Origin of the sequence: Colwellia sp. 1_MG-2023 (assembly GCF_030546755.1) — a bacterium.
Classification (GTDB): domain Bacteria; phylum Pseudomonadota; class Gammaproteobacteria; order Enterobacterales; family Alteromonadaceae; genus Thalassotalea_H.
In genome coordinates this window covers 96,710-119,494 of record NZ_JAUOPE010000007.1, presented here as the reverse complement: position 1 = coordinate 119,494, position 22,785 = coordinate 96,710, and the positions used below count along the sequence as shown (strand labels likewise).

The following is a 22,785-nucleotide window of genomic DNA, read 5'->3' as shown; positions in this document are numbered from 1 at the left end:
ATTCTCTTATAAACTGATAAATACACCAGCTATTGCGGCACTCATTAAATTTGCTAGTGTAGCTGCAAACATCGCTTTCATTCCTAATTTTGCAATGTCGGGTCTTCTATTAGGCGCCATTGAGCCAATGCCTCCTAATAAAATAGCAATTGAAGATAAATTAGCAAAACCACATAATGCGAACGTGATAATAGCTTGAGTAACAGGGCTGAGAGTGTCTTTTACTTCAACAAAATTGACGTAGGCAAAAAACTCATTAACGACAATTTTTTGTCCGATAAAACTACCTGCTTGTAGCATTTCATCCCATGGTACACCGATTAAAAAAGCAAAAGGCGCGAACAAATACCCTAAAATCCATTCGATAGTGATACCTTCAAACCCCATTGCGCCAGTAACACCAGAAACTAAGGTATTAAGCAGGGCTATAATAGCGATAAATGCTAATAACATTGCACCAACATTAACTGCAAGCTTTAAACCAGAAGCGGCACCTGAAGCTGCAGCATCAATGACATTTACCGGTTTGTCTTCATCTTCTGGAATATCGATATTAGTCGTGGTTACTTTGTCATGCTCGGTTTCTGGGAGCATGATTTTTGCCATTAATAAGCCACCAGGAGCAGCCATAAACGAAGCGGCAATTAAGTATTTAAGTTCTACTCCTAAACCGGCATAACCCGCTAAAATAGAACCTGCTACTGAAGCTAATCCACCCACCATCACGGCAAATAACTCCGATTGGGTCATTTTGGCAATATAGGGACGAACCACAAGAGGCGCTTCAGTTTGACCGACAAAAATATTCGCAGTGGCTGATAAAGACTCTGGCTGACTAGTTTTCAGCAGTTTTTGTAAGCCACCACCAATGATACGGATCACCCATTGCATGATATTAAGGTGGTATAACACGGCGATAAGTGAAGAAAAGAAAATAATGACAGGAAGGACACGAACGGCAAAAACAAAGCCAACACCATTGTCAAACATCGCGTCTGTGCCTAATCCGCCAAAAAGAAAGTCTATGCCTGCTTTGGCACTATCAATAACACTTTGTACGCCGTTGGTGACAGAGCCAAGCATATCTTTGCCAAAAGGTACATAAAGCACAAATGCGCCTAATATTAATTGTAAAACAAAGGCTAATCCTACGGTTCTAAAGTTAATTGCTTTACGATCTTTGGAAAAAAAGTACGCGACGAGTAATAATGCCAATATGCCTATAACTCCATGCAGTGCCGCTAAATTCATAAAAACCTCTTTGTATATTTTATTAGTGTGGTTAGTGGAATAAGGTTATTTTTGGTGCAAATTAATTAATTGGCGAATCTTCGCCTTTAATACTTCTATCGCCATGCGGTTTTTACCGCCTTTGGTAATGACAAGATCTGCCCATGATTTTTCAGGTTCAATATGTTGATAATACATTGGCCTAACAGTTTTGATATATTGATTAGTAATGGACTCAATACTGCGGCCTCGTTCTACTGTGTCACGCTGAATTCTTCTAATTAAACAAATATCTAAAGGTGTATCCATATACACTTTTATATCAAAACAATCCCTTAAAGTATGGTTTGAAAACAGCAAAATACCTTCAACTAATATAATAGAAGTTGGATTAAGTGTTGTCGTTTCTGTAGTACGAGTATGAGTTTGGTAACAATAAATAGGGGTTTCAATTGCCTGATTATTCAGTAATTGTGTTAAATGTTCAGAGAGTAATTCATGTTCAAAAGCATCAGGATGATCGTAGTTAGTTTGCTCTCTTTCTGCCATTGGTAAATGATCTTGTGCGCGGTAATAAGCATCTTCTTTGATGATAGAGATACTATCTGCGCCAAATTCACCTAAAAGTTCATCGTAGATAGTTTGAGCAAAAAGGGTTTTTCCTGAAGCTGAAGCGCCGGTGATAGCAATAATTGTTGGTTTGATCGTTTGCAATGCTAGTTGCCTTAAAGAACTAAAATTAATTAAAAAGTGAAGAAATAAATTACATTTGTGTTTAGTAAGTATAATTTAATTGCCAACCTATACTCAATATTAACGTAGCAAATGTGTAATAAATGTTCTGCTGCGCTATAACTATTTATTGAATAATGCTAAATTAGCATAACTTGACTATTTGGTCATGAAGTAAATTAAATAAAATTAATATTTGGAGTGAAAAGTGGCAAGAGCAATAATTTTAGTAATGGATAGTTTTGGTATAGGCCATGCCCCTGATGCTGATAAATTTGGCGATGTTCCTGCAAATACCTTCGCCCATCTCGCACAATATTATTTTGAACAAACGAAAAAAGAAATTTCACTGCCTCATCTTGCTTCTATGGGGTTGGTTGATGCTTGCTTAGCGGCAGGTAAAGAAAGTTTTCCCATTGAGAATTATCATTTAAACCAAGGCGCGTATGGATATGCTGCTGAAATTAGTAGCGGTAAAGATACCCCAAGTGGACACTGGGAGATGGCAGGGGTGCCTGTGCTTTTCGAATGGGGATATTTCCCTAAAACCGTGCCTAGTTTTCCAAATGAGTTGATTGAAACAATTAATAATGCGACTGGGTTTTCAGGCATTTTAGGTGATTGCCATGCTTCTGGAACCGATATCATCGCAAAATTGGGCAATGAACATATTAAAACGGGTTTACCTATTTGTTACACCTCTGCGGATAGTGTATTTCAAGTCGCAGCCCATGAAGCGCATTTTGGTTTAGATAATCTGTATAAATATTGCGAAACGGTTCGTGAATTACTTGATGATTATAATATTGGTCGAGTCATTGCTAGACCTTTTGTTGGTGAAACCCCTGAAGATTTTGTTCGCACGGGAAATCGTCGAGATTATTCTGTGTTACCGCCAGCGCCAACAGTATTAGACAAACTTTGTCAGGCGGGTGGTCATGTGATCAGTGTCGGGAAAATTGCTGATATTTTTGCTCATCAAGGGATCAGTGAAAAAACTAAAGCAACCGGTATTGATGCGTTAGTCGATGCGACAATCTCACATTTACACAGCGCACAAGATAAGAGTGTAATTTTTACTAATTTAGTGAATTTTGATCAAGACTTTGGACATCGACGAGACGCTATTGGCTATGCGAAAGCGCTAGAAGAATTTGATAAGCGTCTTCCAGAAATATTTGCGGCTATGGCCGACGATGATATTTTATTTTTAACGGCTGATCATGGTTGTGATCCAACGTGGCATGGTAATGATCATACTCGTGAATACGTACCAATGCTGGCTTATCATCATAATATTGCTTCAGTTGATCTTGGTGAACGTTCAACATTTGCCGATTTAGGGCAAACTATTGCTGAAATGTTCAATCTTGATAAGCTTGATTACGGAATAAGTTTTTATAAAAACTTAGTCAAAAAACACAATTAATTGAAAACACTCGCTATAATATTCAAGTTTATAAGAAATTCTTTTTAAATATATAACATTAATGAGTCCTTGGGAGAGAACTACATGAAACTGTTCGGACGAACGACGCTTGCTACAAGTGTGCAGGTAGCAATACTGTCTACCACGTTAGGCTATTCAGCAACTTCAATTGCGGAAGAAGCTAAAGAAGAAGTCGTAGGAATTGAAGTAATTCAAGTTACCGCGCGTAAAAGAACTGAAAATGTTCAAGATGTACCTATTGCTGTGTCAGCTTTATCGACTAAAAAAATGGAAATTTTAGGTTCATCTGGTATGGATGTTCGTGCTTTGTCAGGCAAAGTGCCGAGTTTATTAATTGAATCTTCATTTGGTCGAACTTTTCCACGTTTTTATATCCGTGGTTTAGGCAATACAGATTTTGATTTATTAGCCTCTCAACCGGTATCTCTTGTTTATGATGATGTGGTGTTAGAAAACTCGTTAACGAAAGGTATGCCAATGTTTGACCTTGAGCGCGTAGAAGTTTTACGTGGTCCTCAAGGTACTTTATTTGGTCGTAATACCACAGCCGGCATTATTAAAGTTCAGTCGAAAAAGCCGACTCAAGACTTTGATGCTTCGGTATCCGCCAGCGTGGGAAGCTACGGTTCTACCGACTTTAGATTAGCGGTAGGCGGTGGTTTAACCGATGATTTATCGGCACGTGTTTCATTATTACAGCAAGATCGTGATGACTGGATTGACAACGAAGCGCCAGGCTTTGAAGCAAAAGATGAGTTAGGCGGCTATAGCGAAACGGCTGGACGCATCCAATTATTATGGGAACCGAGTGATAAATTTAATGCACTGTTTAATTATCATTTTAGAGATGCAGAAGCCGATGCTCGAGTGTTCCGTGCAAATATCATTAAACCTGGAACGAATGATTTAGTTTCTGACTTTGATCGTGAAGTGGTTTATCACGATGCCGCTAGTCGTAATGATCAAACGATTGAAATGTCAGGCGCCAGTTTAAAGTTGTCTTATGATATGGGTAACCATACCTTAACATCAGTAAGTGGTTATGAGTCAGCTGAAATGTTCTCAGTAGGTGATATTGATGGTGGTTACGGTGCGTCATTTTTACCATATATGGGGCCAGGCTTTATTCCATTCCCTTCAGAAACAGGCGCTGCAATGCCTGATCACAAACAGATAACTCAAGAAATACGCGTATCAAGCAATGAGTTAGGTGAATTTGATTATCAATTTGGTTTTTTCTACTTTGATGAAGACTTAACCATTAATAACCTGAGTTTTGATACGTTAGCCAATGGTGCTCAAAATGGTATTGCTGTACAAAATATGCAAACAACCGCTTGGGCAGTATTTGGCTCTTGGGATTACGAGCTGTCAAATAAATTAAGTTTAAATGGTGGTTTACGTTATTCAAATGACGAAAGAGATTGGGATGGCACATTAGTGCAGTCACCATTTGGTGCGCCAAGCTTTAGTGAAAAATCATCGGTTGACGATTCACAAGTTAGTGGTGATTTAAGCTTAAGCTATAAATGGACTGATGAAACTAATGTTTATGGTCGTATAGCTCGTGGTTATCGTGCGCCAAGTATTCAAGGGCGTAACTTATTATTTTCTGGCAATGCAACAACGGCAGATTCAGAAACGGTACTTTCTGCAGAAACTGGTTTTAAAACGGTTAGCTCAGATAATATGGCACGTTTAGACGGTGCGGTATTTTATTATCAAGTCAGTGATCAACAATTAACAGCCGTTGGTGGCGAAGGTAACTTAGCGCGTTTATTAAATGCGGATAAAGCGGTTGGTTATGGTTTTGAATTAGACGGTGAATGGTTTATCAATGCTGACTTAGTACTAACCGGTAGCTTAAGTTATAACCATACTGAGCTTCAAGATGGCTCTATTGGTGTTGCTCCTTGTGGCGGTGGTTGTACGGTAACTGATCCTATTCGTGGTGATGGTCAAGCCATTATCGACGGTAATTCTTTACCTCAATCACCAGAATGGATAAGCAATATTGCGCTTCGTTGGTCGAAAGAAGTACAAAATGGTGAGCTTTATGTTTATTCAGATTGGTCTTATAGAAGCAAAGTTAACTTCTTTTTATATGAATCAACTGAATTTACCGGTGATGCCTTATTAGAAGGCGGTATTCGTGTTGGTTATCAATGGTCTGGTGAATCGGCTGATTACGAAGTGGCAGCTTTTGGACGTAATATTACTGATGAAGAGCAGTTAACCGGGGCAATCGATTTTAATAACTTAACTGGTTATGTAAATGAACCGGTATTTTGGGGACTAGAATTCAAAGCTGATTTTTACTAATTAGTTCGAATTGACCCATTAACTTAATCAAGTGAAAACAAAAAGGTTGGCTAATTAGCCAACCTTTTTTAATGCCTTTAACTCTTAATAATGATCAAAGAATACTTTCTAAAGTTAATTCCATCATATCTTTAAAAGTATTTTCTCTTTCATCAGCAGAAGTTTGTTCACCGGTTTTTATATGATCACTAACGGTAAATACTGCTAACGCTTTTTTACCTAATTCAGCCGCCACGCCATATAAACCAGCTGCTTCCATTTCTACTGCTAAAATACCCATGTCTTCCATTTTTTTGAACATTTCTGGTTGTGGGGTATAGAATAAGTCTGCAGTGAATACGTTACCAACATGGACTTTTTTATTTATTTTTTCAGCGGTATTTACCACTTTCTGTAAAAGGGAAAAATCAGCGCTGGCGGCAAAGTCCATATTGTTAAATCGTTGTCGATTAACATTTGAGTCGGTACTTGCTGTCATGCCTACAATGACGTCACGTACTTTAATATCATCTCTTACTGCACCGCACGAGCCAATGCGAATGATATTTTCAACACCGTACTCGTTATATAATTCTGTTGCATAAATTGAGATTGATGGAATACCCATGCCTGAGCCCATCACTGAAATTGGTTTACCTTTATAGGTGCCTGTGTAACCAAACATGTTGCGCACGCGTGTAATACACTTTGCGTCGTCTAAAAAGTTTTCGGCAATAAATTTTGCTCGAAGAGGATCGCCAGGCATTAAAACCGTTTTTGCGAATTCATTTTCTTTTGCTTCTATATGGGGTGTTGCCATGAGATATAACCTTATAATTACTTATATTTTTATGTCTCAGTAAGTTTCTAGCCAGCGCATTAGTATGTGCAAGCTGCTATCAAGGGTGTTTTACTGAAGGGTGTTAGTTTTTCTTTTGTTATTCTAGTCGATTTTAGAATTTATACCTGCTTATTTTAACTAAAAAAGCGTTCAATAATCCAGCTATAGGCCATTCCGCCTAAATAAATACCGAATATGCCTGCAATACCTGATAAAACAGGTGGCGCGGGTAACGGTAATTTAATTAACGAAAATAAGATGCCAACAATGGCACCAGCAAATAATGCTAATAATACTTCTGTCATTTAATCTCCTTTGGTTAATTTAATGGTTAATTTAATTAATGGTTAATTTTAAAAGTTAATAAGTATTGAAGTTTCATCACTCATTAACGGTTAAACGTGATCATTTATTGGATAATTGAAAACGTTTAAGGGACGTATTATTTCAATTTTGTTTTTGCTTTAGCAAGGCTTGTTTTTCATTTTCAGATAAAAAACTCGCTTTTAGTGCGTTTTGTTGTAATTGACTAATTTGACTATCAGTTAATTTTAACTGGCTTGAAGCTAGTGAAAACTCATGCTTTAACTCGATATTTTGTACAGCGGGATCATCCGTGTTTAAACAGACTAGCAAGTCATTAGCTAAAAATGTTTTGATAGGGTGGTTGTCTATATTCGTTACAGTCCCTGTTTGATAATTGGAAGTAATACAAGACTCAATCGCGATGTGATTGTCTCGCATATAATCCATTAATTTTTCATCATGCTGACATGCAACGCCATGGCCAATTCTGCGAGCATTTAACGCTTGTATTGCTTGCCATATACTTTCGCTACCGGCTGCTTCACCTGCATGTATCGTGACTTGTAAGTCAGCTTTTTTTACTTGATTAAAATGCTCGACAAATAATTCACCAGGAAAGTTATATTCATCGCCAGCTAAATCAACTGCGGTGATAGCTTGTTTGTGATCAAGAATGGCGTTTAACTCATGTTGGCACTTCTCGACTCCAAAGGTTCTGCTTAAAATACCGATTAAATTAATTTTTACATCATAATCTTTCATGCCTAAGCGAACGCCATCTATCACGGCTGCAACTACATCACTGGTATTTAATTGATGACTTTTAGCCATGTAATAAGGCGAAAACCTAAGTTCAGCGTAATCGATACCGGCATTAAAGGCATCTTCAACATTTTCATAAGCTATACGTTTACAATCGTCTAGCGTTTTTAACACGGCGACACCCCAGTCTAATTTCTGCAAAAAAGCTAATAGGTTTGACTCACTATCAATTATTTGAACATAGGGGATAAAATCTTCAAACTGGCTAACGGGTAATGTAATGTTGTGATTTTGCGCAAGTTGCCAAATAGTTTTTGCTCGAATATTACCATCTAAATGACGATGCAAATCGATAAGTGGTAATGTCGGATTGATCATTATTTCCTTTCCTTTCTCGTTATATGCGAACCCTTGTTCTATAAAGGGATAATATATTCTTTATTATATCGTCTTTTCACTATTTTATGTTGGTATTACTACAATAACACTGCTAAATTAGTGACGGGTTAATCATCTAGGCGTCTAGACGTAAATATAAGATTAAATGAATTAAATAAGAAAGCTGAAAGTAAAAAGAGAAATAACTATGTCCTACCAAAATGACGATGTTCGTATCGCAAAAATCAAAGAATTATTACCACCAGTAGCTTTACTGGAACGATTTCCTGCATCAGAGAAAGCGTCTAAAACTATTTTTTCAGCTAGAAATGCGATCAGCAAAATCTTTAACCATCAAGACGATAGAGTACTAGTGGTCATTGGTCCATGTTCAATTCACGATCCCAAAGCAGCCATAGAGTATGGCGAAAAGCTCGTACAACTTCGTGAAAAATATAAAGAAAACTTAGAAATAGTTATGCGTGTCTATTTTGAAAAACCACGTACTACGGTGGGTTGGAAAGGGTTAATTAACGATCCGTACATGGATAACAGTTTTAAATTGAACGATGGGCTACGCATTGGACGTAAATTATTAACCGATTTAAATAATATGGGCTTACCGACTGCAGGTGAGTTTTTAGATATGATTACCCCACAATATATTGGTGACTTAATGTGTTGGGGGGCAATTGGCGCAAGAACTACCGAAAGTCAGGTGCACCGTGAATTATCTTCTGGCTTATCTTGTCCGGTAGGTTTTAAAAATGGTACTGATGGCACAATCAAAATTGCGATTGATGCCATAGGTTCGGCGAGTGCCTCGCATCATTTCTTATCAGTAACTAAGTTTGGTCACTCGGCTATTGTTCAAACTACCGGTAATAAAGATTGCCATATAATTTTACGTGGCGGTAAAACACCAAATTACGATGCTGACAGCGTTAATCAAGTTACTGAACAATTAGCGAATTCAAAATTAAACACTAAAATTATGATTGATTTTAGTCACGGCAATTCTAGTAAAAAGTTTGAAAATCAAATGAAAGTTTGTGATGACGTCAGTAAGCAAATTGCTTCTGGAAACAATAATATTTTCGGTGTGATGGTTGAAAGTCATTTAGTAGAAGGGCGTCAGGACTTAGTTGATGGTAAAGCTAAAAATTATGGTCAGTCAATAACAGATGCTTGTATTGGTTGGGCAGATACTGAAAAATTATTAGCGCAATTAAATGATGCGGTAGGTAAAAGACGTAACGCCTAACAAGATTATTTAAAAAAGCATATTTAGAAAACGCATCAATAGATGCGTTTTTTTTGTATTTTTATTGTTAGTTTTAAGAGAATTAGGCTATTTTTCTGCAGGGATAAATTCACCTTGAACAGGTTGTTTAATACGCCCGTTATCTAAGTTTTCTAACCAACTAATATAATCATCGATAGCCATTGGTTTAGCATAAAAATATCCTTGCCCGATATCGCAACCGAAATCTCTTAAAGTATCTTCATCAGCTTGGCTATTGATACCTTCAGCAACAACTTCTAAGCCCAGACCTTTTGCCATTTTTACTGTCGCTTCAGCAATAATTTTCCGTTTATGATCATCATTAACATTTTCAACAAATTGTCGATCAACTTTTAATTCTTGAAATGGCAGATTGCTCACTTGAGACATTGAAGAATATCCTGTACCAAAGTCATCAATACTGATAGTTATACCAAGCTCAACCAGCTTCTCAATAAGCGATAATGATTGCTCATTATAAGTAAAGGAGGCTGACTCTGTTAACTCAAAAATTAACTTATCAGCTGGAATAGTCGATGCTTCAATAATGTCCATTACTTGTGGGAAAAAGTGCTGTGAAGCGATATCTTTACCGCTAATGTTAATGGAAATCATATGATTAAAACCATAGTCATTAGACAAGCTAAATTGTTGCTGTAGCGCTGTTTTTATTACCCATAAGGTTAATTGGTTTATTAGTCCCATATCTTCAGCAATTGGGATGAATACCGTTGGCGGAATAAAACCTTTATCTGGATGTTGCCAACGGATCAAACATTCACTACTACAAACCCTTAATGTTCGAAGATCGATCTGAGGTTGATGAAAAACTTCTAATTGATTGTTTTCAAGAGCAAACTGTAAGTCACTGGTTAGTTGTAATAAATAGGCGTTTTCGTTACTCGAATTATCCTCGTAATAGCTCCATTTTTGATGAATGGTTTCAGCTCTATTCGCCGCTAATAATGCTTGATTAATCAGTTGATGGCTTTTCTTTGTATTACTCGAAAATATTGATATGCCCACAACGGCCGATAAAGGGAGTTTGATTGATTTAATGTAGTAATTATCTGAAACTGTTTGTTGAATGGCATCGATAAGTTCTTCTATTGATTGCTGTTTTTGCCTTTTATCTATGATTGCCATTAATGAATTGTTATTAATTAAGCAAAGTTTTTCACCTTTGTCAGTCAGAGCAAACACTTTATCGTTATACTGAAATAGGGATGATAATTTATAAAATAATCTTTGGTATAACTCGGTGAGGATTGAATCATCAACATATAATGCTACTTTTTCAATATGCTCGGGCTTTATTACCAAGACTTTAAAGTCTTGATATTTTTGCTGTATTAATCGATTGATATAACTTTCTAAATTAGATTTTCGAGGTAAGCCACTACTAATGTGATAAGTAATATCATTAAGCCTGTCTTTTTCGTTGCGTTTCATTCGTTCAGCAAGAGCAAAAGCCATTAACGTTAATTCTATTAAAATGGCAAATAGAAAAGCATTACGAGTGACAAACGAATACTCTAAATAATTAAGTAAAACTAAAGGCTGTATAGCCGCACCAATTAATAAGGGAACCCAAGATAACAAATAGTATTTTGCCCAAGAAAAATCTTGATGGAGTCGCCTTAACAAGACAAACAAGGCAAAAAGATAAAAGACTGGTTGAATAGAAAAAAACAATTTTGTTTGAGCAATGGTATCAAGTGTTAATGAATAGAATGAACAAATCGCCAAAAAAGCGGTTAACACTAAACCTACTTGATAAGTTTTATTGTTTTGTTGGTCATAACGAAGAAAGAACAAGGTAAATACCAGTAAAAATATCACCAGATAATAATCAATGAAGAGCAAATATTGATTGAAAAACTCTTGGGTTTTTGGTGAAAAAATAAAGTAACCAAACCCCGTTAAACTTGATAAAACAAAAAAAGCACTTAATAAGTAACCAATATATACGAGATAAACCTTGTCCTTTATCGCAAAAAATAACACTAAGTTATACATTGCCATTAGAATTACTAAGCCAATAAATGCGCCATAAAATATTTGCGCGTATAACATTCTTTGAGAAAAATCATCATCACTAAGTACCATTAAAGGTATATTAGGTGGACCTAGTGTTTGAAGTTTTAATAAAAACGTTTTCGTTTGATTCGTCATTAATTGAAACGTTAAATGCGGATAAACTTTGAGCAATCGATTGTTGTTATTGCTAGCAATTAAATCAGTATGAATTAACGATTGATCAAGCCCGAAGGTATTGTTTGGCTGATAAATATCAAAAACGTCCAACATACTATTATCGGCATATAATACAAGTGGAAGCGGGGTATTGGTTTTATTGGTTACTTGTACTTTTATCCAATAGGTTTGATCCGCTAATTCAAAAGGAATTTTATTGATGTCGATGGCTGTTAACAGCTCTTTTTTGCTGTAAATATCTCTAGCATTTAGTTGATTAGAGGTATCAATAAAGTAACTTGCAGCGATAGAAAACCTTTGACTGGTTTGTTTACTATTATCAATTGAAATTAATCTTGAAGAGACATTAACTATGATGAACGTGATTAAGAGTAAAATAACGATAATCGCTAGGAACTGTATCATCCTTAATATTTTTTTTAGAAACACGCGAATACTCTTATTCGTAATTATTTGAAACTTGCTTTAACTGTAGCAAATTTATGAGGTTTTTGTGAATTAATCGTTTAAAACTGTATTTAAGGTAAATTTTACCTGATGTCGGACATTTTCTACCTTAACTATTCAAATAAAACATTCTGATAAATGTCATTAAAATATATTCATGAATAAGACTTTACGAATGCAATAAAACTCGACAAAATAACCAGATAAATCCCCCAAAATTATAACGCAAGTCATTGATTTTATTGGCGGCTAAAATGTAAATTTAGCCATTCGATTTCTTGTAAAATAAACAAGGTTAACATTATGAATTATAAGGAAATTAGCAGCGTTCTTTTTGTCTGTATGGGTAATATATGCCGTTCACCAAGCGCTGAAGCGGTTTTTAGACATAAAGCACACGAACAAGGACTTAATTTACAAATTGATTCAGCAGGAACAATAGGCTCACATGCCAGAGAAAAACCGGACCATCGAGCACAGAAGGTAGGAATATCGCGCGGGTATTCGTTTGATAAAATTAAAGCACGTAAAGTAACCGTTGAAGATTTTGAGAAGTTTGACCTCATTCTGGCAATGGATAAGCAAAATATTAAAGAATTACATAAAGTTGCACCAGCGCATTTAACTGGAAAAATTAAGTTGTTTTTAGATTTTTCTGCCAACTTTGAAGAAAATGAAGTGCCTGATCCATATTATGGTGGCGCTAAAGGTTTTCAATTTGTATTAGATTTAGTAGAAGATGCTAGCGATGGGCTAATTAAAGAGCTAACTAGTTAATGATAAAACTAGGGGCTACTCGATTTATCAAGTAAGCCAAGCATATTGCTTGGCTTACTTATTTAGAAACGACGAATCGTTGTGATGATTGCTAAAACTAAACCCGAAGGGCTTTTTCTCCTCTAGCAATACCAACACAACCTGAACGTACTGATTCTATAATTTCAGTTTCATGAGCAAGTGTTTTGACAAAAGCATTTAACTTGTCAGCATCACCAGTTAGTTGAATTGTGTAAACTTGCTTACCAATATCAATAATAGACCCTCTGAAAATATCAGTAACGCGTTTCACTTCTGTGCGAGACTTATCATTCATTGCTAAAACTTTGATTAATAAAAGCTCTCGTTCTACATGACTACGCTCTGTTAAGTCAGTAATTTTTATTACATCAATTAATTTATTCACTTGTTTAACAATTTGCTCAAGAACCTTGTCATCACCTTTTGTCGCAATAGTGATACGAGATAAACTTTCATCTTCGGTTGGAGCGACTGTTAAACTCTCAATATTAAATGCTCTCTGAGAAAATAATCCGACGATACGCGATAACGAACCAGGTTCGTTTTCTAACAAAATAGCTAAGATACGACGCATTATGCTTTTACTCCTTTTTTAACCCACATATCATCAACTGCCCCATGTTTAATTTGCATAGGGTAAACATGCTCTTTCTCATCAACGCAAATATCGACAAAAACTAAGCGGTTTTTAATAGCAAAAGCTTCAGTTAATTTAGCGTCTAATTCATCTAATGTATCAATTTGAATTCCGACATGACCATATGCTTCTGCTAGCTTAACAAAGTCAGGGATCGACTCCATATAAGATGAAGAATGACGACCGCCATAAATCATGTCTTGCCATTGTCGAACCATACCTAAAGAACGATTGTTTAAAGTAACGATTACCACAGGTAAATTGTATTGCAGACACGTTGATAATTCTTGAATGTTCATTTGTATTGAACCATCACCGGTAATACAAATAACGTGGCTGTCAGGAAACGCTAATTTAACGCCCATTGCGGCAGGTAAGCCAAATCCCATCGTGCCTAGTCCGCCAGAGTTTATCCATTGTCGAGGCTTCGCAAAGGGGTAATATTGCGCGGCAAACATTTGATGCTGACCAACATCTGAACAAACATACGCTTGTCCATTGGTAATTTCATACATAGCTTCAACTACACGTTGAGGTTTGATTTTATTATTATCTTGTTGGTAACTGACACTTTTAACCGAACGCCATTGTTCTATTTGTTGCCACCAATCATTAAGTGTCGCTTCATTTGGCTTAAATTTAGTTTCTGATAGCTCATCTAAAATTTGTTGTAGAACAATATCGACTAAACCTACGACAGGAATATGAGCATTGATGGTTTTTGAGATTGAAGTAGGATCAATATCTACATGAACGATTGTTGCATTAGGACAGAATTTTTTAACGTTGTTCGTGACACGATCATCAAAGCGTGCACCTAGCGCTAAAATCACATCAGCATTAGCCATAGCTTTATTGGCTTCTAAACTGCCATGCATTCCTAACATACCAATAAAGTTTTTATGCGTACCAGATAAACCGCCTAAGCCCATTAGTGTATTGGTACAAGGTGCATTTAACGTTTCTACTAGCTGTGTTAGTAATTCAGAGGCATTGGCCAAGATAATTCCGCCACCAGAATAAATTACTAATCTTTTAGCTTCAGTAATCGCTTGTACTGCTTTTCTAATTTGTTTTGGATGACCTTTTTTAGTTGGATTGTATGACCGCATTTTAACTTTGGTTTCTATATGAAATTCTGCTTTATTTTCAGGGATCAGAATATCTTTCGGCAATTCAACAACTACAGGTCCAGGGCGACCAGACTTAGCGATATAAAAAGCTTTAGCAATAACATTTGGAATATCTTCAACTTTTCGACAATTAAAGCTGTGTTTGACGATAGGACGAGAACAACCGACGATATCTGTTTCTTGAAAAGCATCATCTCCAATTAGGCTAGTAGCCACTTGACCTGATAATACAACCATAGGAATAGAATCCATGTAGGCGGTGGCAATACCGGTAACACAATTGGTTGCTCCTGGTCCTGATGTTGCTAATACAACACCAACTTCACCCGTTGCTCTTGAGTATCCATCTGCCATATGAGTAGCGGCTTGTTCGTGACGCACGAGAATATGTTCAAAATCCTTTTGTTGAAAAATAGCGTCATATATATCTAATACACTTCCGCCAGGGTAGCCAAATATATACTTAACATCTAATGCTGATAAGGCCTTTACAACCATCTCCGCACCAGTAAATAGTGGTGTACTCATAACTATTACCTTTATTTTTAACCTATTTATCAATAGGTTTTCCTTTGTTAATTCTGTTCTAATCTACAAATGTTCGAAGTATTTAATGATAAAAAAACCCTCGGTCTGATGTAGAGCGAGGGTTTTAAAATTTTGTTGTTATTTCATTTTTCTATGCACAACAAACCTCGCGTATTGGCTTTAATACCACTACGACTTTGAGGACTACATTGAGTACATTTTTTACGTTCATTATTTTAAGATTCTATTTGTTCTTATTAAAAATAAATTGAAAGTTGCAGAAAATTTTATGTCCCTATTTTTAAGGAGAAAGCAGTAAACTGTCAACCAATAAATACACTTAAGCTAAAAAAAGTTATATCTAAATTGAATTAACCATTTCATCTGATTATATCTGCGAGTTTCAATATGACTTATCTATGGCGAAAACGATGGATTTGCACAGGAAATTAACGAGAGAATTTAGATACTACAATACGTGATACTCGTTAAAAGCTTCAGTAAAATTTTTCTTTATGATTTTTATGAAAATTGTTCTACACTCAAAGGTATGGCAAATAAAAATATAATCTAATCAATGTCTAAGTTCATATTTAAGGAAGAGTCTACTGATGACTTGGTCGTACCTAAAAAAAACAATACTAACAAAGTGTGGCGAATTCTTGTTGTAGATGATGATGAATCGGTTCATCAAATTACTCGTCTAGTATTAGCTGATGCAATCATTGAAAATAGACGTTTAGAAATAGTTTCTGCGTATTCGTCTATAGAAGCCAAAGAAATTCTTAAAAACGACACGAGCTTTTGCATGGCATTTGTAGATGTTGTGATGGAAACCGATCATGCCGGTTTAGAGTTGGTAGAATGGATTCGTAAAGAACAATTAAATCAAGCAATCCGCTTAATATTAAGAACTGGTCAGGCGGGGAATGCACCTGAAGCAAAAGTCATTAAAGAGTTTGATATTAATGATTATAAAGAAAAAACTGATTTCACTTCTGGAAAAATGACGACGACGGTATACGCAAGTATCCGCGCTTATCGTGACATAATGACCATTCAGCGTTCTCTTGATGCCTTTAAACAGTTAATAAAATCAACTCACGATTTATTGAAAATAAGTCAGTTTCGTCCTTTTGGCTCTGCGGCATTAAATCACTTATTAACCTTGATGGATGTCGATAGCTCTGCATTATATATTGCCAGAAGCCAACGAGACTTTAATGAAGAAAGCATTAACTTAATTATTGCCTGTACAGGAAAATATGTTTGCGAATCTGATAGTCTAGATGATTCGCAAATAAATGACGAAGTTCGGGCATTAATACGTCAAGCATTTGATGAAAAACGTCATTTTACCAGTAATGAATATTTTGTCGGTTATTATGAAGCTTCTGCTGAGTCATCTTCTGTCTTGTATATAGAATTTGAAGATGATGCCGAGCATTTTCGATCAAATCTAGCTGAACTTTTTGCCACTAATGTTGCGCATATATTAGAAAGCTTGACCAAACAGCATGAAATTGAACGAGCTCAAAAAGAGTTGCTTTGCATCGTTGGAGAAGCCATTGAGTCAAGAAGTAAAGAAACAGGATTACATGTTCAACGCGTTTCAACTATTTGTGAATTAATTGCCCAAAAATTTGGTTTAGATGAAAAACTTGTTGAAGCCATTAAACTCGCGGCACCTTTACATGATCTTGGAAAAATCACCATTCCCGAACAAATTTTACATAAAGCAGGCAAGCTAGATGATAAAGAATGGGATATCATGAAAACTCATAGCGCCTCAGGCGCACAGCTGTTGAATAAATCAAAGGCAAGCTTAGCCATGGTTGGCGCTAAATTGGCTCAATATCATCATGAAAACTGGGATGGCACGGGTTACCCTGAAGGCTTGCAAGGGGAAGCAATTCCTATTGAAGCACGAATAGTCGCTATTGGCGATGTATTCGATGCTTTAGGATCTGAACGTAGTTACGACAAACCTTGGTCAGCGTCACAAGTCAAAGAATATATTCTTGAACAAAAAGGAAAAAAATTCCAACCAGCGCTTGTCGATATCATTATTAATAACTTCGATGAGTTTTGGTCAATCAGAAGTCGTTTTCCTGACTAATCAATGACTTGAACTCGTTGTTTAGCAATGATATTTGCACATTGCGTCACTACTTGATGGGCTATGCTGGGAAGATGCTCTAAATCTAGGGCATCGATAAGGTTTTTAACCGCTAGTCCTAACTCAGTGTTGCCTTCAATTTTTAATCGTCGTTGAAAAAACAAGGTATCAGAATCTTCTTTTCTCCCTGCTATTAATAATAAATCATCGCCATTTGCATGAAAACTAACGTCCTCTTGTTGGCTATTCTCGGGTGCCATAATTAAACGGTCATTTTTAATGCTTAGCAGCCAAGTGATGCCCAGATCATTAATGTTGATTTTTAACCAGTTTCCTTGCAAAAATTCAAAATCGCCTTCGTTAATTGCTTCAGAAAAAATGGAATGTAGAACAGGTAACAAACATGCTTTGTGAACAGAGTAAGGTATTCGTGTTAACGCGGGCTTTAAAATACTTGGTAATTTGTTTATTAACTTAGGGAAATATTTAGCAGTGAAGCTATTATTTGGAAAGAAATTACTCACAATTGACTCTTAGATTCAATAACAATTTTATGTGCTTTCTATGGTAGCAATAGCAATAATTTTTTTTCTGTTACAGATCAACTTTTAATAAAAATGTTTCGAAAATAAAAACCGTAAAGTTTGTTTTAAGTCAAACCTCTGTTGTTCGAAAGTCGTTAAATTGCCGCTAGTTATTCTACTAATAAAAAATAGTTATGGAATTATTATGTCCGGCGGGAAATTTTCCTGCCCTAAAAACAGCAATAAATAATGGTGCTGATGCGGTTTATATAGGCATGAAAGGAGATACCAATGCCAGACACTTTGCCGGATTAAACTTCTCAGAAAATAAATTATTAAAGGCTGCAGACTATGTGCACCAACGGAATAAAGAGTTACACGTTGCCATCAATACTTTTGCACATCCCGAAGGTGAAATGCGTTGGCGTAAAGCCGTCGATGATGCCGTTGCAATAGGGTGCGATGCTTTAATTATTGCAGACTTAGGAGTGCTAGATTATGCGGCAAATAAATACCCTGAAATTGAACGTCATGTGTCAGTACAGGCGTCTACCACAAATATTGAAGCTATTCGCTTTTATCATGAAAACTTTGATGTGAGTCGTGTGGTGCTACCGCGAGTATTATCTGTTCAGCAAGTCAGACAACTAGCACAAAAAACACCAGTACCATTAGAAGTTTTTGCTTTCGGTAGTTTATGTATTATGTCGGAAGGGCGATGTTATTTATCTTCTTATATGACTGGAGAATCACCTAATACTGTCGGTGCCTGTTCGCCTGCTAAATATGTACGCTGGCAAGACACCGACAAAGGGTTGGAAAGTCGGTTAAATGGAGTATTGATTGACCGTTATCAGCCTGATGAACATGCAGGTTATCCCACGTTATGTAAGGGGCGTTTTTCCGTAGATGAAAGCGTTTATCATGCCTTAGAAGAGCCTACAAGTTTAAATACACTAGCGTTGATCCCTCAACTTGCCCAAATGGGCATTGTATCAGTAAAGATAGAAGGTCGACAACGAAGTCCTGCTTATGTTGAACAAATAGCAAAAACTTGGCGTAGTGCTTTAGATAGTTATCAAAGTTCTCCAGATACTTTTGAAGTAGAAAACCATTGGATGCAAGCGCTAGAGAAGCTATCAGAAGGAAAGCAAACAACGTTAGGTGCTTATCACCGTAAATGGCAATAGTAAATTTACCAAATAGAGAGTAATACATGCAGTTTTCCCTTGGCGCCAATTTATTCTTTTGGCCAAAAACACAAGTAGAAACGTTTTATCAGCAAGCAATGACTTGTGAGGCTGATATTATTTATTTAGGTGAAACCGTTTGCTCTAAGCGACGAGAGCTGCGCATTCATGACTGGCTTAATTTAGCTAAAGAGATAGCAAAATCTGGTAAGCAAGTGGTTATATCAACAATGACTTTGCTAGAATCTGCGGCAGAAATTCAAACCTTAAAAAAATATTGTGCCAACGGTGACTTTCTAATCGAAGCAAATGATCTGAGTGCAGTTCAAATTCTACATGATTATCAATTACCATTTGTCGCAGGGCCTGCCATTAATTGTTACAACCTTTCAACGTTAAAAGTATTGCTTAAACAAGGCATGTTTCGTTGGGTTATGCCAGTTGAATTATCAAAAGACTGGTTAGCATCATTATTATCCCAAGCTCAACAGTCTTCTATTCGTCAACAATTTGAATGTGAGGTTTTTTCTTGGGGGTATTTACCTTTAGCTTATTCTGCTCGTTGCTTTACCGCTCGCTCAGAAAATAGAGCGAAAGATGACTGTCAATATTGTTGTATTAATTATCCGCAAGGGAGAAAAATGAAAAGCCAAGAAGGGGAGCAAGTTTTTACGTTAAATGGCATTCAAACCATGTCGGGTGATCAATATAACTTAGTCAACGAAGTAAATAATATGCAAGCGATTGGGGTTGATGTGATACGTATCAGTGCCGATAATAACCAAGCGTTTGATAAATTGAGACAATTTAAGCAACAGTTGGCTTCACCTCAATATTTTCCATTAGATAAAAACACTGAATGTAACGGTTATTGGTATCAAATTGCAGGAATGGCTAAAGTGAATTAGTGAGAATGATCACAAATTATGCCGTTAATCGACCAATTTAGTGGTCAAGCAAAGCACAGCAGTGCTTAAACTTTTTCCCACTTAAGCATAAGCACGGAGCATTTCGTTTTGGCGTGGGGAGATTATGGTGTTGAATTATCTCACCATCAAGGTAACGCCATTGTTCATGTTCTACTAGGAAACGTGATTTTTCTTCAATCAAACAAAAATGCGGTTTATCAAAATATAATGCTTGAAAATGTACGGTTGGCAAAGCCGCGTTTGTACGTGAGTTAAACTGGCTGATTGTAATATTTTTACTGGTTAAAACAGTTAGCTTTAACCAGTGTGTTTGTTTTGCCCATTGAGCGATGTCACCAAGTGATTGGGCTTTTCTTGTCGGCGCGGCATAAGTGTCCAAAATATATTGAGGAATTTTAGCTGCATAAGCACTGTATCTGGATCGCATTAACTGTTCTGGTGTCTCTGCGTTATTGAGCCCTTTGATGATTAGCTCGCAACATTGTTTAAAGGTTTGTTGGCTGCCACAATAACAATTCATTTTCGATAATAATCATATTGATAATGTAGTTTTGATTATATCAAGTTTAATAACTTTAAGTATATTTTGGTTATTGATGTCATCAAAAGAGTTTATTTCATTGTATTGTTAGTGCAATTGTTGTTGGTTTTTTAATACGATACAGGCTGTTTGACCCTTTTCAGCAAAATAATGAAGTTGTGCTAATTCTTCATCTTTTAATGAAGGATTACACAAAATAACTGCGGCACAATTACCATTCCCTAAAGCAAATTCAATATTCTTCATATCAATTTTAGTTTTATTGGTGTTCACTTTTAATATTTTACTAATATCGATGTTTTGTGATTTTGATAATGTTGCTAATGATTGATTTTCTGGGTTGATCATTAAAATCCACTTTTTATTGATCTCATGTTTCTTACAAATATCTTCATATTGATCCGATAATTGATGTGAATTTTCAATGCCTCTTACATCAAGCCAGTTGCTACTTTTATTTAAGTTAAATTGGTTTTTGATATTTAAATGATTGATGTTCATAACGTTTACCTTTTAAAGATTAATGTAAAACAATGCACTGTATATATAAACAGTATATTGTTTTGTACAGTAGATCAAGTATATTTTTTAATCTTTATGGAAAAAGTAAAAAGCTGAACTATAGTCAATAGTTCGCGAATTATTTTTTATAAAAAGAAGGTATAAGATGGAGCGGGTTACTCCAATTCGACATAATGTCAGGCAAGTAAAAGATTCCTTAGATCATTTACAAGAAGTGCTGGTGGATGAAAATTATTCTGATGATTCTTTGTTAAGACTAAGCCGAGCGTTAAAAGAAATTAATGAAGAGGTTGATATGTTAACGACTGTGATGCAAATAGGACGATCAGGTTAACTACTATATTCGACCTATTATTTGCTCCAAAAAGATGATTGAATAGAGTGCAGTTCACTCATTGAACTAATCCAACTTAGTCAGGCAAAATTAAGCATAGTTAAGCATAGTAAGTCTGAGAGTTAGGCTTAGTTGGACTTGATCGCATGTTCTTGTTAAAGAAAGTTATTTTCCTATTTGACTTAACTCGTTAATTCTATTTCTTGTTGTAATGATATAACATTTTTTAAATGTTGCTGCTGCGCTTGTATCAGGGGATATATGAAGATATTGCCAACGACAATTATTTTCTCTATAAGTAATAAAGTTTCGTTGCGAGCGTTTAAACATTTCTAGTGCTGCACGCCTTCCTGTTTCTAATTCAAACTCTTCCAAAATAAAAGTTTGGCTGTTGATCCAAGTTTGTAATTCTCTGTCAATTGACTCTTTTACTCGATCTAAACATTGAGATAATTCACTGTTGCTATCTGATGCCTTACCACAATCAGCTAGTTTTTTGGCTTGATATGCTTGTACTTGATTAGAGAAACAAAGAAGGGCAGTAACTAATAGGCAAAAAATAGATTTGTTCATTATATTGGCAATACTTTTTTATAAGGTTTTACGGTCACTTTTTGGTAAACACCGGCATCAATATAGGGGTCTTGATTTGCCCATGTTTGTGCCTCGTTTAAACTGGCGAATTTAGCAATAATTAATGACCCGGTAAAGCCTGCATCTCCAGGATTTTCGGCATCAATTGCAGGACATGGTCCTGCTACTAATAATCTTCCTTGCTGTTGAAGCTCTGTTAATCTAGCGAGATGTTTCTCACGTACTTTCATGCGTAAGGCTAAACTGTTTTCTACATCTTCGCTATAAATTAAATAATACATGCTGCTCCGGTTTTAGTTGTTTTCTTCGTTGCTTTTATTTTCGTCATCTTCTTGAGGAAGGTATTTATATAAAGCAAAGACAGTTGCAATCGCAAAGGTAAATGTTAACCCCATCAAACCGAATACTTTAAAGTTAACCCAAGTTTCTAATGGAAAAGTATAAGCGATATAAATATTTAAAATAGCACAAACCATAAAGAAAACTGCCCATGCCAAGTTAAGGTTACTCCAAATTTTCTCTGGTAAAGCTAATGACTCGCCCATTAATTCTTTAATTAAGTTTTTGTTGAAAAAACTTTTGCTGACAATAAGTACTATGGCAAATATTGCATTGATGATTGTGACTTTCCATTTAATAAAAGCATCGTCTTGAAAAAATATCGTCAGACCACCGAATACTGCAATTAAAGCAAAAAATATCCAATTTCGCTTAGGGATAGGTTGTTTTTTTATCACGTAAAATAATATTTGTAAGGCAGACGTAACAATAAGTGAGCCTGTAGCCCAATATAAATCACCAAATTTGTAGAATACAAAGAAGATAACTAAGGGCAAGTATTCAAAAATAGCGTGCATGAATTATTTTTCTAATAAAATAGTGGAATTATTCTAACGAATAGCAAGTGTTTCTCCAACAGTTAATCTTTATTTTTTAATAAAGCGAGATAAATTTTTATTTAATCTCGCTTTATAGTATTGCAAAGGT

The 22,785-nt window shown here is 35.9% G+C and carries 22 protein-coding genes; 8 read left to right on the top strand and 14 right to left on the bottom strand.

The genetic code is table 11. The features are described 5' to 3' along the window. Nucleotides 1-6: 6 nt before the first annotated feature. Both Q4493_RS10000 and udk read right to left on the bottom strand, forming a co-directional pair. Entirely contained in the window at nucleotides 7-1,251 is a 1,245-nt protein-coding gene (locus tag Q4493_RS10000; RefSeq protein ID WP_303452136.1) for a NupC/NupG family nucleoside CNT transporter, read from the bottom strand. Between the two features lie 45 nt (nucleotides 1,252-1,296). Next, a complete protein-coding gene (gene udk / locus Q4493_RS09995) occupies nucleotides 1,297-1,935 on the bottom strand; it encodes a uridine kinase (protein ID WP_303452315.1) in 639 nt (212 codons plus the stop codon). 235 nt (nucleotides 1,936-2,170) lie between these two features. On the opposite strand from udk, the gene Q4493_RS09990 reads away from it, so the two are divergent. Together Q4493_RS09990 and Q4493_RS09985 are read left to right on the top strand one after the other, a co-directional pair. Continuing rightward, nucleotides 2,171-3,391 (top strand): phosphopentomutase, encoded by a 1,221-nt coding sequence (locus tag Q4493_RS09990; RefSeq protein WP_303452134.1) that lies wholly within the window; start codon nucleotides 2,171-2,173, stop codon nucleotides 3,389-3,391. Between the two features lie 84 nt (nucleotides 3,392-3,475). After that, the gene (locus Q4493_RS09985) at nucleotides 3,476-5,734 is read left to right on the top strand and encodes a TonB-dependent receptor (RefSeq protein ID WP_303452132.1); all 2,259 of its coding nucleotides are present in this window, start codon (nucleotides 3,476-3,478) and stop codon (nucleotides 5,732-5,734) included. Between the two features lie 94 nt (nucleotides 5,735-5,828). Here the strand turns inward: Q4493_RS09985 and deoD are convergent, their stop codons facing one another. The 3 genes from deoD to add all read right to left on the bottom strand — a co-directional run bounded on the left by deoD (nucleotide 5,829) and on the right by add (nucleotide 8,000). Continuing rightward, nucleotides 5,829-6,533 (bottom strand): purine-nucleoside phosphorylase, encoded by a 705-nt coding sequence (deoD, locus tag Q4493_RS09980; protein ID WP_303452130.1) that lies wholly within the window; start codon nucleotides 6,531-6,533, stop codon nucleotides 5,829-5,831. Between the two features lie 155 nt (nucleotides 6,534-6,688). Further along, complete coding sequence (locus Q4493_RS09975) at nucleotides 6,689-6,859, bottom strand: XapX domain-containing protein (RefSeq protein ID WP_303452128.1); 171 nt, start codon at nucleotides 6,857-6,859, stop codon at nucleotides 6,689-6,691. A gap of 142 nt (nucleotides 6,860-7,001) precedes the next feature. After that, nucleotides 7,002-8,000 carry an adenosine deaminase gene (gene add, locus Q4493_RS09970; RefSeq protein ID WP_303452126.1) on the bottom strand — a complete coding sequence of 333 codons (999 nt, stop codon included), beginning with the start codon at nucleotides 7,998-8,000 and terminating at the stop codon, nucleotides 7,002-7,004. Between the two features lie 208 nt (nucleotides 8,001-8,208). Here add and aroG point away from each other — a divergent pair, with 208 nt between their 5' ends. Continuing rightward, the gene (aroG, locus tag Q4493_RS09965) at nucleotides 8,209-9,264 is read left to right on the top strand and encodes a 3-deoxy-7-phosphoheptulonate synthase AroG (RefSeq protein ID WP_303452124.1); all 1,056 of its coding nucleotides are present in this window, start codon (nucleotides 8,209-8,211) and stop codon (nucleotides 9,262-9,264) included. 87 nt (nucleotides 9,265-9,351) lie between these two features. Here the strand turns inward: aroG and Q4493_RS09960 are convergent, their stop codons facing one another. After that, entirely contained in the window at nucleotides 9,352-11,907 is a 2,556-nt protein-coding gene (locus Q4493_RS09960) for an EAL domain-containing protein (protein WP_303452122.1), read from the bottom strand. 345 nt (nucleotides 11,908-12,252) lie between these two features. Here Q4493_RS09960 and Q4493_RS09955 point away from each other — a divergent pair, with 345 nt between their 5' ends. Further along, complete coding sequence (locus Q4493_RS09955; RefSeq protein ID WP_303452120.1) at nucleotides 12,253-12,726, top strand: low molecular weight protein-tyrosine-phosphatase; 474 nt, start codon at nucleotides 12,253-12,255, stop codon at nucleotides 12,724-12,726. A gap of 97 nt (nucleotides 12,727-12,823) precedes the next feature. On the opposite strand, the gene ilvN is transcribed toward Q4493_RS09955, so the two are convergent. After that, on the bottom strand, nucleotides 12,824-13,321 hold the full coding sequence (gene ilvN, locus Q4493_RS09950) for an acetolactate synthase small subunit (RefSeq protein ID WP_303452118.1): 498 nt from the start codon (nucleotides 13,319-13,321) through the stop codon (nucleotides 12,824-12,826). Further along, nucleotides 13,321-15,045 carry an acetolactate synthase 3 large subunit gene (locus Q4493_RS09945; protein ID WP_303452116.1) on the bottom strand — a complete coding sequence of 575 codons (1,725 nt, stop codon included), beginning with the start codon at nucleotides 15,043-15,045 and terminating at the stop codon, nucleotides 13,321-13,323. Before Q4493_RS09945 ends, ilvN begins: the two co-directional genes overlap by 1 nt. Nucleotides 15,046-15,622: 577 nt before the next feature. Between Q4493_RS09945 and Q4493_RS09940 the strand changes: the two genes are divergently transcribed. Then, entirely contained in the window at nucleotides 15,623-17,164 is a 1,542-nt protein-coding gene (locus Q4493_RS09940) for an HD domain-containing phosphohydrolase (protein WP_303452114.1), read from the top strand. Here Q4493_RS09940 and Q4493_RS09935 read toward each other — a convergent pair. Continuing rightward, nucleotides 17,161-17,688, bottom strand: a complete 528-nt coding sequence (locus Q4493_RS09935) for an SCP2 domain-containing protein (protein WP_303452112.1) — start codon at nucleotides 17,686-17,688, stop codon at nucleotides 17,161-17,163. The genes Q4493_RS09940 and Q4493_RS09935 overlap by 4 nt on opposite strands. A gap of 194 nt (nucleotides 17,689-17,882) precedes the next feature. Here Q4493_RS09935 and Q4493_RS09930 point away from each other — a divergent pair, with 194 nt between their 5' ends. Further along, entirely contained in the window at nucleotides 17,883-18,878 is a 996-nt protein-coding gene (locus tag Q4493_RS09930; protein WP_303452110.1) for a peptidase U32 family protein, read from the top strand. A gap of 26 nt (nucleotides 18,879-18,904) precedes the next feature. Next, nucleotides 18,905-19,786 (top strand): U32 family peptidase, encoded by an 882-nt coding sequence (locus Q4493_RS09925; RefSeq protein ID WP_303452108.1) that lies wholly within the window; start codon nucleotides 18,905-18,907, stop codon nucleotides 19,784-19,786. Nucleotides 19,787-19,823: 37 nt separating this feature from the next. Here Q4493_RS09925 and Q4493_RS09920 read toward each other — a convergent pair whose 3' ends face one another. Then, the gene (locus Q4493_RS09920) at nucleotides 19,824-20,327 is read right to left on the bottom strand and encodes a YchJ family protein (protein ID WP_303452106.1); all 504 of its coding nucleotides are present in this window, start codon (nucleotides 20,325-20,327) and stop codon (nucleotides 19,824-19,826) included. Between the two features lie 108 nt (nucleotides 20,328-20,435). After that, a complete protein-coding gene (locus tag Q4493_RS09915; RefSeq protein ID WP_303452104.1) occupies nucleotides 20,436-20,849 on the bottom strand; it encodes a hypothetical protein in 414 nt (137 codons plus the stop codon). A 166-nt stretch (nucleotides 20,850-21,015) separates the two neighbouring features. Here Q4493_RS09915 and Q4493_RS09910 point away from each other — a divergent pair, with 166 nt between their 5' ends. Next, nucleotides 21,016-21,204, top strand: coding sequence for a hypothetical protein (locus Q4493_RS09910; protein WP_303452102.1), 189 nt, complete (start codon nucleotides 21,016-21,018; stop codon nucleotides 21,202-21,204). 165 nt (nucleotides 21,205-21,369) lie between these two features. Here Q4493_RS09910 and Q4493_RS09905 read toward each other — a convergent pair whose 3' ends face one another. Genes Q4493_RS09905 through Q4493_RS09895 form a run of 3 tightly spaced genes read right to left on the bottom strand, consistent with a single transcriptional unit; the run spans nucleotide 21,370 to nucleotide 22,655 of the window. Then, nucleotides 21,370-21,777, bottom strand: coding sequence for a lysozyme inhibitor LprI family protein (locus tag Q4493_RS09905; RefSeq protein WP_303452101.1), 408 nt, complete (start codon nucleotides 21,775-21,777; stop codon nucleotides 21,370-21,372). Continuing rightward, nucleotides 21,777-22,079 carry a YciI family protein gene (locus Q4493_RS09900; RefSeq protein ID WP_303452100.1) on the bottom strand — a complete coding sequence of 101 codons (303 nt, stop codon included), beginning with the start codon at nucleotides 22,077-22,079 and terminating at the stop codon, nucleotides 21,777-21,779. Before Q4493_RS09900 ends, Q4493_RS09905 begins: the two co-directional genes overlap by 1 nt. 12 nt (nucleotides 22,080-22,091) lie before the next feature. After that, nucleotides 22,092-22,655 (bottom strand): septation protein A, encoded by a 564-nt coding sequence (locus tag Q4493_RS09895; RefSeq protein ID WP_303452098.1) that lies wholly within the window; start codon nucleotides 22,653-22,655, stop codon nucleotides 22,092-22,094. Nucleotides 22,656-22,785: the final 130 nt, after the last annotated feature.

What these genes read in the sequence shown, in the direction of transcription:
- Q4493_RS10000 (WP_303452136.1), bottom strand. Translation starts at nt 1,251, where the DNA reads ATGAATTTAGCGGCACTGCATGGAGTTATAGGCATATTGGCATTATTA.
- Q4493_RS09985 (WP_303452132.1), top strand. Translation starts at nt 3,476, where the DNA reads ATGAAACTGTTCGGACGAACGACGCTTGCTACAAGTGTGCAGGTAGCA.
- deoD (WP_303452130.1), bottom strand. Translation starts at nt 6,533, where the DNA reads ATGGCAACACCCCATATAGAAGCAAAAGAAAATGAATTCGCAAAAACG.
- Q4493_RS09975 (WP_303452128.1), bottom strand. Translation starts at nt 6,859, where the DNA reads ATGACAGAAGTATTATTAGCATTATTTGCTGGTGCCATTGTTGGCATC.
- add (WP_303452126.1), bottom strand. Translation starts at nt 8,000, where the DNA reads ATGATCAATCCGACATTACCACTTATCGATTTGCATCGTCATTTAGAT.
- aroG (WP_303452124.1), top strand. Translation starts at nt 8,209, where the DNA reads ATGTCCTACCAAAATGACGATGTTCGTATCGCAAAAATCAAAGAATTA.
- Q4493_RS09960 (WP_303452122.1), bottom strand. Translation starts at nt 11,907, where the DNA reads ATGATACAGTTCCTAGCGATTATCGTTATTTTACTCTTAATCACGTTC.
- Q4493_RS09955 (WP_303452120.1), top strand. Translation starts at nt 12,253, where the DNA reads ATGAATTATAAGGAAATTAGCAGCGTTCTTTTTGTCTGTATGGGTAAT.
- ilvN (WP_303452118.1), bottom strand. Translation starts at nt 13,321, where the DNA reads ATGCGTCGTATCTTAGCTATTTTGTTAGAAAACGAACCTGGTTCGTTA.
- Q4493_RS09945 (WP_303452116.1), bottom strand. Translation starts at nt 15,045, where the DNA reads ATGAGTACACCACTATTTACTGGTGCGGAGATGGTTGTAAAGGCCTTA.
- Q4493_RS09940 (WP_303452114.1), top strand. Translation starts at nt 15,623, where the DNA reads ATGTCTAAGTTCATATTTAAGGAAGAGTCTACTGATGACTTGGTCGTA.
- Q4493_RS09930 (WP_303452110.1), top strand. Translation starts at nt 17,883, where the DNA reads ATGGAATTATTATGTCCGGCGGGAAATTTTCCTGCCCTAAAAACAGCA.
- Q4493_RS09925 (WP_303452108.1), top strand. Translation starts at nt 18,905, where the DNA reads ATGCAGTTTTCCCTTGGCGCCAATTTATTCTTTTGGCCAAAAACACAA.
- Q4493_RS09920 (WP_303452106.1), bottom strand. Translation starts at nt 20,327, where the DNA reads ATGAATTGTTATTGTGGCAGCCAACAAACCTTTAAACAATGTTGCGAG.
- Q4493_RS09915 (WP_303452104.1), bottom strand. Translation starts at nt 20,849, where the DNA reads ATGAACATCAATCATTTAAATATCAAAAACCAATTTAACTTAAATAAA.
- Q4493_RS09910 (WP_303452102.1), top strand. Translation starts at nt 21,016, where the DNA reads ATGGAGCGGGTTACTCCAATTCGACATAATGTCAGGCAAGTAAAAGAT.
- Q4493_RS09905 (WP_303452101.1), bottom strand. Translation starts at nt 21,777, where the DNA reads ATGAACAAATCTATTTTTTGCCTATTAGTTACTGCCCTTCTTTGTTTC.
- Q4493_RS09900 (WP_303452100.1), bottom strand. Translation starts at nt 22,079, where the DNA reads ATGTATTATTTAATTTATAGCGAAGATGTAGAAAACAGTTTAGCCTTA.
- Q4493_RS09895 (WP_303452098.1), bottom strand. Translation starts at nt 22,655, where the DNA reads ATGCACGCTATTTTTGAATACTTGCCCTTAGTTATCTTCTTTGTATTC.